The organism is Pseudomonas rossensis (genome assembly GCF_039888995.1).
Classification (GTDB): domain Bacteria; phylum Pseudomonadota; class Gammaproteobacteria; order Pseudomonadales; family Pseudomonadaceae; genus Aquipseudomonas; species Aquipseudomonas rossensis.
The window spans coordinates 1-5,975 of record NZ_JBBWCB010000219.1; the positions used below are offsets into that span (position 1 = coordinate 1).

Consider the following 5,975-nt stretch of genomic DNA (forward strand, 5'->3'; position numbering starts at 1 on the left):
CGCCCAGTCGCCGTCGGCCAACGGCCGCGCCAGGTGGTCAAGGACGAACTGAATCGCCACCGCCGGCGGCAGCGGGGCATCGCCGAGCGCCTGGCCAAAACGCAGCTGCAGCCAGGCCGACCAGTAGGCGAGGGCACTGCGATAACTGCGCACGGTATTGGCCGCGATACCGGCGGCAATAAAGGCCGCCGCGGCTTCCTGGGTGTGGTGTGCCAAGGCCTGCGGGTCGAGGGGCGTTGCGTCGACCAGCGCTAACTGATCGGTAGTATTGAGTATGTTCATCGGACTGAAACTTCCGTCTTCGGAAATAACGTCGGATAACATTAAATTATCAGACCTAATATGGCGGGAGGTAGGCCATGGCGGTAGGGTACCGGAAACCGAGGTATTCGCCGCCGCCGACGCGGTGCTGGCCCGCGGCGAACGGCCGACGGCCGACGGTCGAGCGCGTTCGCCTAGAGTTGGGCCGCGGCAGTCCGGCGCGTCTGAGCAGCTTACTGGAAACCTGGTGTGCGCGCCTGGCCCAGCCACGACTGCCGGCGGAAGTCCCGCAGGCCTTTTCCTACGTTTGGCAGACGGCGATTACGGCGCTGGTGAAATTACGGTCGCGGTTATTGACCTCCTTGAACTTGCTGCCGTCGATGGAGACTGGTTTTCTTCGAATAATCCCAGCTGCTGATATAGAACGACGAACTGTCGGCAGACACCGGAATTGGCTTTACCACTATTTTCTCTGAAGTTCGCGATGGTCTTGTAGTCAGGCATCAACCGCCGGTCAGCCACATCTAGATTTCAATGGACTGATCACTGAATGAGAGTCTCGTTTCCCGCTCCAAATATTGCGCTGCAGGGTTCCACTGAATTCTGTAAGTGATTGAAATCATGACCTTCGGGTCCTTTTTTCGTTCCGGCGGGAACCACTGAAATCCAGCAGTATCCGGTGCGTTTAAGTCCAAGATTAAGTCCAGGATTCTGACGCGTACTGAATCGGTTTATTGCTGGAGCAGATTGTGTAGCGAGATGAGCATCTGGTCCTGACTCTGTTCAGGAGTTCGCGATGGCACTCTCAGAAATGACAGTTCGGCACGCCCGAATCACCGATAATGACTACACCCTCGGTGACAGCGATGGTCTCACACTCAATGTTACGGCCAGCGGCGGAAAAGTCTGGCTTTTCCGTTACTACTGGACGGGCAAGCAGAAGCGCATGTCCTTGGATTGTTATCCGCAAATCACCCTCAAAGAAGCGCGCACCTGGCGTGACGAGGCACGCGCCTTTGTTGCTCAAGCCATCAATCCTTATGAGCACCGTAAACAGCAGCGCCGTGCTGTTCGTTTTGCGACAGAGCATACCTTCGAGGCCGTGTTCAATCAGTGGGTGGAATTCCGCAGGCTGAGTCTGAAGGAGGGCCGCCAAAGCACGCTCTCGCAAATCTTAAGAATTTTCAATAAAGACGTCCTGCCCACACTGGGTGGGCGGTCTATCTACGATATCAATCGTCACGATCTGCTGGATTTGCTGAGCAGGATCGAACAGCGCAAGGCCTTAACGAAAGCCGAAAAATGTCGGACCTGGTTCAACCAATTGTTCCGCCATGCGCTGGTGAAGATCGAGGGGCTGGAACATAACCCTGCTTCAGACCTTGATGTGGTCGCACTTCCCAAACCTCCGGTATCACACAATCCGTCTTCGTATGGACGAGCTGCCTGCGTTGATGACTGCTCTCCGAAACTACGGTGGCGCGAAGCAAACACGCCTTGGTCTTCGATTGTTGTTGCTGACCGGTGTCCGCACGGGGGAACTACGCTTGGCGACACCCGACCAGTTCGATCTGGAGCAGCGGTTATGGATCATGCCGGTAGAAGTGGTGAAGCAACTCCAGTTAGCGATGCGGAAGCCAGGGAAGCAGATCTCAAACATACCGCCTTACATCGTGCCGCTGTCGGTTCAGGCGCTGGAGATTGTGCGTCACTTGCTGGGCCAGGTTGTCCCCGCGCAACGCTACTTGTTTGCGGATCGACGCGACCTGAGCAAGCGCATCAGCGAGAACACTCTGAATGGCGCGTTACGTCGAATGGGGTATGCCGATCAACTCACCGGTCATGGCATGAGGGCGAGGATCTCGACGGCGCTGAACGAGATCGGATACCCGAAGGTGTGGGTGGATACCCAGCTTTCTCATGCTGATCCGGATAAGGTGAGTGCGGCTTACAATCATGCAGAGTACGTAGAGCAACGCCGGACCATAATGCAGGATTGGGCGAACCGTTTGGACCTTTGGGGGCAGGGTCAGCTGAAAGCTGCAAATTCTCCGCTTACTGTGCGATTGGAGGGGGCCGCATCGCTGCCCTCGCTGGAAAACGCAAACACAAACTCCGTTCTGTACAACGGTAGCTTTCCAGCGAGGACCGTCCTGGCGCCCAAAATGTTCGTCAGCAATGAACCGGCCCTTATCGCGCCCCACCAGTCGCCTGTCGTACCCGTTCCAATCCAGACTGAAAAACTGCAAAAACCTCAGATGTCTGTCATCCAGCGCGAGCGCGCTGAGATGCTCGCCACTTATGAGACCTCGAGCAATTTACCGTTGCTGGTTTTCGCCAAATTGGCAGGCAAATCCCGCGATCAGGTCAATCGCGATATCAAACCCCGCCGCCTGCTGTCCCTGAGCCTGGGTAATCGTGGTCAGCGCATTCCTGATTGGCAGCTTGATCCATTGCGGCACAAATTGGTTCTCGCGGTGTTAATGCGCTCTCCAGATGTGGATGCATGGAGGTTTTATCGCGCTCTTTGTAAACCTCATGAACGACTAAAAGGTCGTTCGCCAATCGATGTGCTCACTCTGGAAAATTTCGACGTGACTGCGCGAATCGTTTGCACTGCTCTGGGCTCAAGCTGAAGTGCTGTTTTCGTGCAGCGATAACGGATGTCGCTGCTTGCTTCGGGGTATCTATCGCGGGCTGTTTCCCAGGTCGCTGAAATGTCAAAGACGGTCGGCACGAGGCCTCTATTGCGAAGGAGGAAACGATTTGCACTATTCTGCCCCCGGTCTGCTTACGTCTGTCAGTATATTCGGCATCGGCGAAGGACATCTGTTTCGTCTTGTCAAAAATACTTGAGCGACTAATGGAACCGATTAGCCGATCAGGGCCACCTAAAAGATGACGAGGCATTAATACCTATCCCTCGCATCCCTCGCATTGGAGTTCTGAATATGTTTCCTCTTATTGCTGCTGTCTTACCGCAAGTGGCTCAAGGCGTACTGGGTGCCGTGGCGGACGCTGTGAAGGGCCACGAAGAAAAACCCAAACTGGAAGATCAACAGATCGCCGGGACTCGCCCTGAGGAAGCAGTCACTGATCCAGATGATTCAGATAAAAAAAACATAACGTACTGATTTTATATTCATCGACCTTGGGATACCCATTTGCGATCCAAGATAATCCTTTTGCAAACAGAGCAATTGTAAATCGTGAGGCAAGGTGCAAGTTCATTTATTGATGAGGTTGCCTCAGTCGGTTCTTTAACCATCCCGGAGACTAAGGGAAGGAACCAAAAGACTCGACGGCACCACCTATGATCACCGCGCATTAGCGCGGGTAACTAGAAGGAAGAAAACATGAGTAACGCGATCAGTGGTTTTATAGGCGGTGTGATAAACGGTGTGGGCAGCTTGGCCTCAGGCGGAAAAACAGTCGAGAATCAAGTTAAAAACCAACAGCAAATTTACGGCGCTTCAGGAGAAAGCGAGTCATTGGAAGCACAGCGTAAAATGAACAAGGATCAGGACCATCTCAGTGCGGAAATGACCAATCTACAGAACGAAGCTAACAGCACTAAAAAGATTGCTGATACTGCAATGATGATTCAACAAGGTCGTGAACAATCGTGGGGGAAAGCAATGTCCAGTGCCGCCAAAACAGTAGATGGAATCAACTTCTAATGCGTGGCTTCCCTGCTGATAACCCAGACAGGGAAGCCCTCTTGTTTTATCGAGTGTTACCAAAGTTAAAACGCGCTAAGTATGACCTCCTCGTGCTTTCCTATCATTGGAATTCTTATGGCCATTTCTTCTGTAGACACCTCTGGCCCCCAGGCGCCGGACTTGAGTATCGATCAGGGGTTGGTCAGAAACCCCTCTCAATCAGATGTCGACTTGTTTGATTCTGCCATGCGATCAGACACCTCGCCATCCACCGGTCACCTCAGTGAATTGGTGGCCGGTGCACTGTCCGGACGACTGGACTCGACGAATAACCTCTCACAGCAAACCTTGCGCTCGCTAAAAAAAGCCTCTGCTTCAGGTGATCCGATGGACATTGCCAAAGTCGGCCGGGAACTGTCGACTTTTTCACATGAAATGGCCTTGGCCACCAAGGTGATCAGCAAAGGTACCCAGGCAATCGATAAACTGACGAATATGCAGTAGGCGCTTTCTTGAAAACTCCAGCAGCTGTTTTTTTGCTGTGCGCGCTGCTGCTCAGCGGGTGCGGCAATAATACCGATTTGTTCGGCGGGTTGTCCGAAACGGATGCTAACGACGTCGTAGCCAAACTCAACGATCAACATATAGCCGCGCGCAAACGTACGGAAAAGAAAGGCGTCGCGATTGTGGTGTCGGCCGATGATGTTAACCGTGCCGTTCGAATTCTGGACGCCGCCGGGCTCCCAAAAAAATCGCGAACCAGTCTGGGTGAAATTTTCAAAAAAGAAGGGGTGATTTCCACGCCACTTGAAGAGCGTGCTCGATACATCTATGCACTTTCCCAAGAGCTTGAGGCAACGCTCTCGCAGATTGACGGGGTGGTGGTCGCTCGCGTCCATGTTGTGCTGCCGGAGCGCATCGCTCCCGGCGAACGCGTGCAACCGGCATCGGCGGCAGTGTTTATAAAGCACACTGCTGCGCTGGATCCAGACAGTGTGCAGGGGCGGATTTTGCAACTGGTCGCCAGCAGCCTGCCCGGCATGGCAGGAGAGTCACGCGACTTGAAAAAGGCGACGATTGTGTTCGTGCCCGCCACAGAGTTTCAGGAAAGTACACGACTCGTTCAATTGGGTCCTTTTCTGGTGGACAGCGAGAAAGCCGGATTCTGGAAAGGCGTTACCGCAGTCGCCGGTATTCTGCTGCTGACGCTGATCGCAGGCCTGGCGCTGAGCTTGCAAGCCGAATGGCGTAGAAGGTTGCTGCAATGGATCCAGAGGGTGATTTACCTACTCAAGGGTAGCCGAAGACGCAGTGACGCAACATTACCGGCGCGGACATGACCGAGGCATGGGTTGAGTGGTGGTGCTGCTCCTGGCGCTGGGCTCATCCTGAGTGGCAGGCACAATTGTCCACCGTCGCAGGGCTCGGTGCGGGTAATTGGGGCGCCATCGCGCACAGTCGCCACGCCGACTTGCTGCGCAGCATTGCAATTGATCCCAGTCAGCCGCCAGCGATTTGCGAAGATCTGATGCGTTGGCTGGCGTTGAGCCCACTGCAAAAAGACACCGCTCTGTCGCTGGCGGGGCGCGTTTGCTTTTCATCCCGACACTCGGCGCCACTGTCCAATGAATCACACGATTTATGGTGCCAACGATTCGCCAAAGCTTTACGTCCTGGCTTATGGCTTGATCCTGGCGTCGAAGACGAACGTCTGTTGCTGGGGGCTTGGCTGGGTGAGGTCTGCTGGTCCAGGCTGCGGTTGACCTGGGCGCCTGGCGAGGTCGGAGAGCCGCTTGCTCATCTGCCCTCCAGCAAACTCCAAACCCTCTGGCAAGCCGTGCTCTGGCGAGTGACCACTCCATCATCAACCGGAAACTAAATCATGCTGGTCAAGCGCCGAATTTTACTGAGTCCGATCACCGTTTGTGCTGAAACGGTATTGCGTCGCGAGGACTTGGCCGACACGTTACTGGCCCGCGACTTGCTCGAGGCGGCGCGGGTAGAGATCAATCGCCTGTTGGCTCAGGCTCAGGTCGACGCACAGAGCCTGAA

Annotated in this window: 6 protein-coding genes and 4 pseudogenes; 8 read left to right on the forward strand and 2 right to left on the reverse strand. The window is 54.6% G+C overall.

Going from position 1 to position 5,975, the window contains the following annotated elements; genetic code table 11:
* A pseudogene (locus WLY71_RS29150) lies at positions 1-282 on the reverse strand (integrase); the annotation flags it as partial.
* 58 nt (positions 283-340) lie between these two features.
* On the opposite strand from WLY71_RS29150, the pseudogene WLY71_RS29155 reads away from it, so the two are divergent.
* Positions 341-584 (forward strand): annotated as a pseudogene (locus WLY71_RS29155) (DNA-binding protein); the annotation flags it as partial.
* Positions 585-586: 2 nt separating this feature from the next.
* Here WLY71_RS29155 and WLY71_RS29160 read toward each other — a convergent pair.
* Positions 587-785 (reverse strand): annotated as a pseudogene (locus tag WLY71_RS29160) (transposase); the annotation flags it as partial.
* Between the two features lie 272 nt (positions 786-1,057).
* Between WLY71_RS29160 and WLY71_RS29165 the strand changes: the two are divergent.
* The 7 genes and pseudogenes from WLY71_RS29165 to WLY71_RS31505 all read left to right on the forward strand — a co-directional run.
* Positions 1,058-2,897: pseudogene (locus WLY71_RS29165) on the forward strand (tyrosine-type recombinase/integrase).
* 315 nt (positions 2,898-3,212) lie between these two features.
* Positions 3,213-3,395, forward strand: coding sequence for a hypothetical protein (locus tag WLY71_RS29170; RefSeq protein WP_347806328.1), 183 nt, complete (start codon positions 3,213-3,215; stop codon positions 3,393-3,395).
* Positions 3,396-3,617: 222 nt separating this feature from the next.
* The gene (locus WLY71_RS29175) at positions 3,618-3,941 is read left to right on the forward strand and encodes a type III secretion system major pilin HrpA (RefSeq protein WP_347806329.1); all 324 of its coding nucleotides are present in this window, start codon (positions 3,618-3,620) and stop codon (positions 3,939-3,941) included.
* A gap of 117 nt (positions 3,942-4,058) precedes the next feature.
* A complete protein-coding gene (gene sctI / locus WLY71_RS29180; protein WP_347806330.1) occupies positions 4,059-4,427 on the forward strand; it encodes a type III secretion system inner rod subunit SctI in 369 nt (122 codons plus the stop codon).
* A gap of 8 nt (positions 4,428-4,435) precedes the next feature.
* Positions 4,436-5,263, forward strand: a complete 828-nt coding sequence (gene sctJ / locus WLY71_RS29185; protein ID WP_347806331.1) for a type III secretion system inner membrane ring lipoprotein SctJ — start codon at positions 4,436-4,438, stop codon at positions 5,261-5,263.
* Positions 5,260-5,802, forward strand: a complete 543-nt coding sequence (locus WLY71_RS29190; RefSeq protein WP_347806332.1) for a type III secretion protein — start codon at positions 5,260-5,262, stop codon at positions 5,800-5,802. Before sctJ ends, WLY71_RS29190 begins: the two co-directional genes overlap by 4 nt.
* Before the next feature lie 3 nt (positions 5,803-5,805).
* On the forward strand, positions 5,806-5,975 hold a 170-nt coding region (locus WLY71_RS31505; protein WP_425589973.1), incomplete at its 3' end, for an HrpE/YscL family type III secretion apparatus protein.

What these genes read in the sequence shown, in the direction of transcription:
- sctI (WP_347806330.1), top strand. Translation starts at nt 4,059, where the DNA reads ATGGCCATTTCTTCTGTAGACACCTCTGGCCCCCAGGCGCCGGACTTG.
- WLY71_RS29175 (WP_347806329.1), top strand. Translation starts at nt 3,618, where the DNA reads ATGAGTAACGCGATCAGTGGTTTTATAGGCGGTGTGATAAACGGTGTG.
- WLY71_RS29170 (WP_347806328.1), top strand. Translation starts at nt 3,213, where the DNA reads ATGTTTCCTCTTATTGCTGCTGTCTTACCGCAAGTGGCTCAAGGCGTA.
- WLY71_RS29190 (WP_347806332.1), top strand. Translation starts at nt 5,260, where the DNA reads ATGACCGAGGCATGGGTTGAGTGGTGGTGCTGCTCCTGGCGCTGGGCT.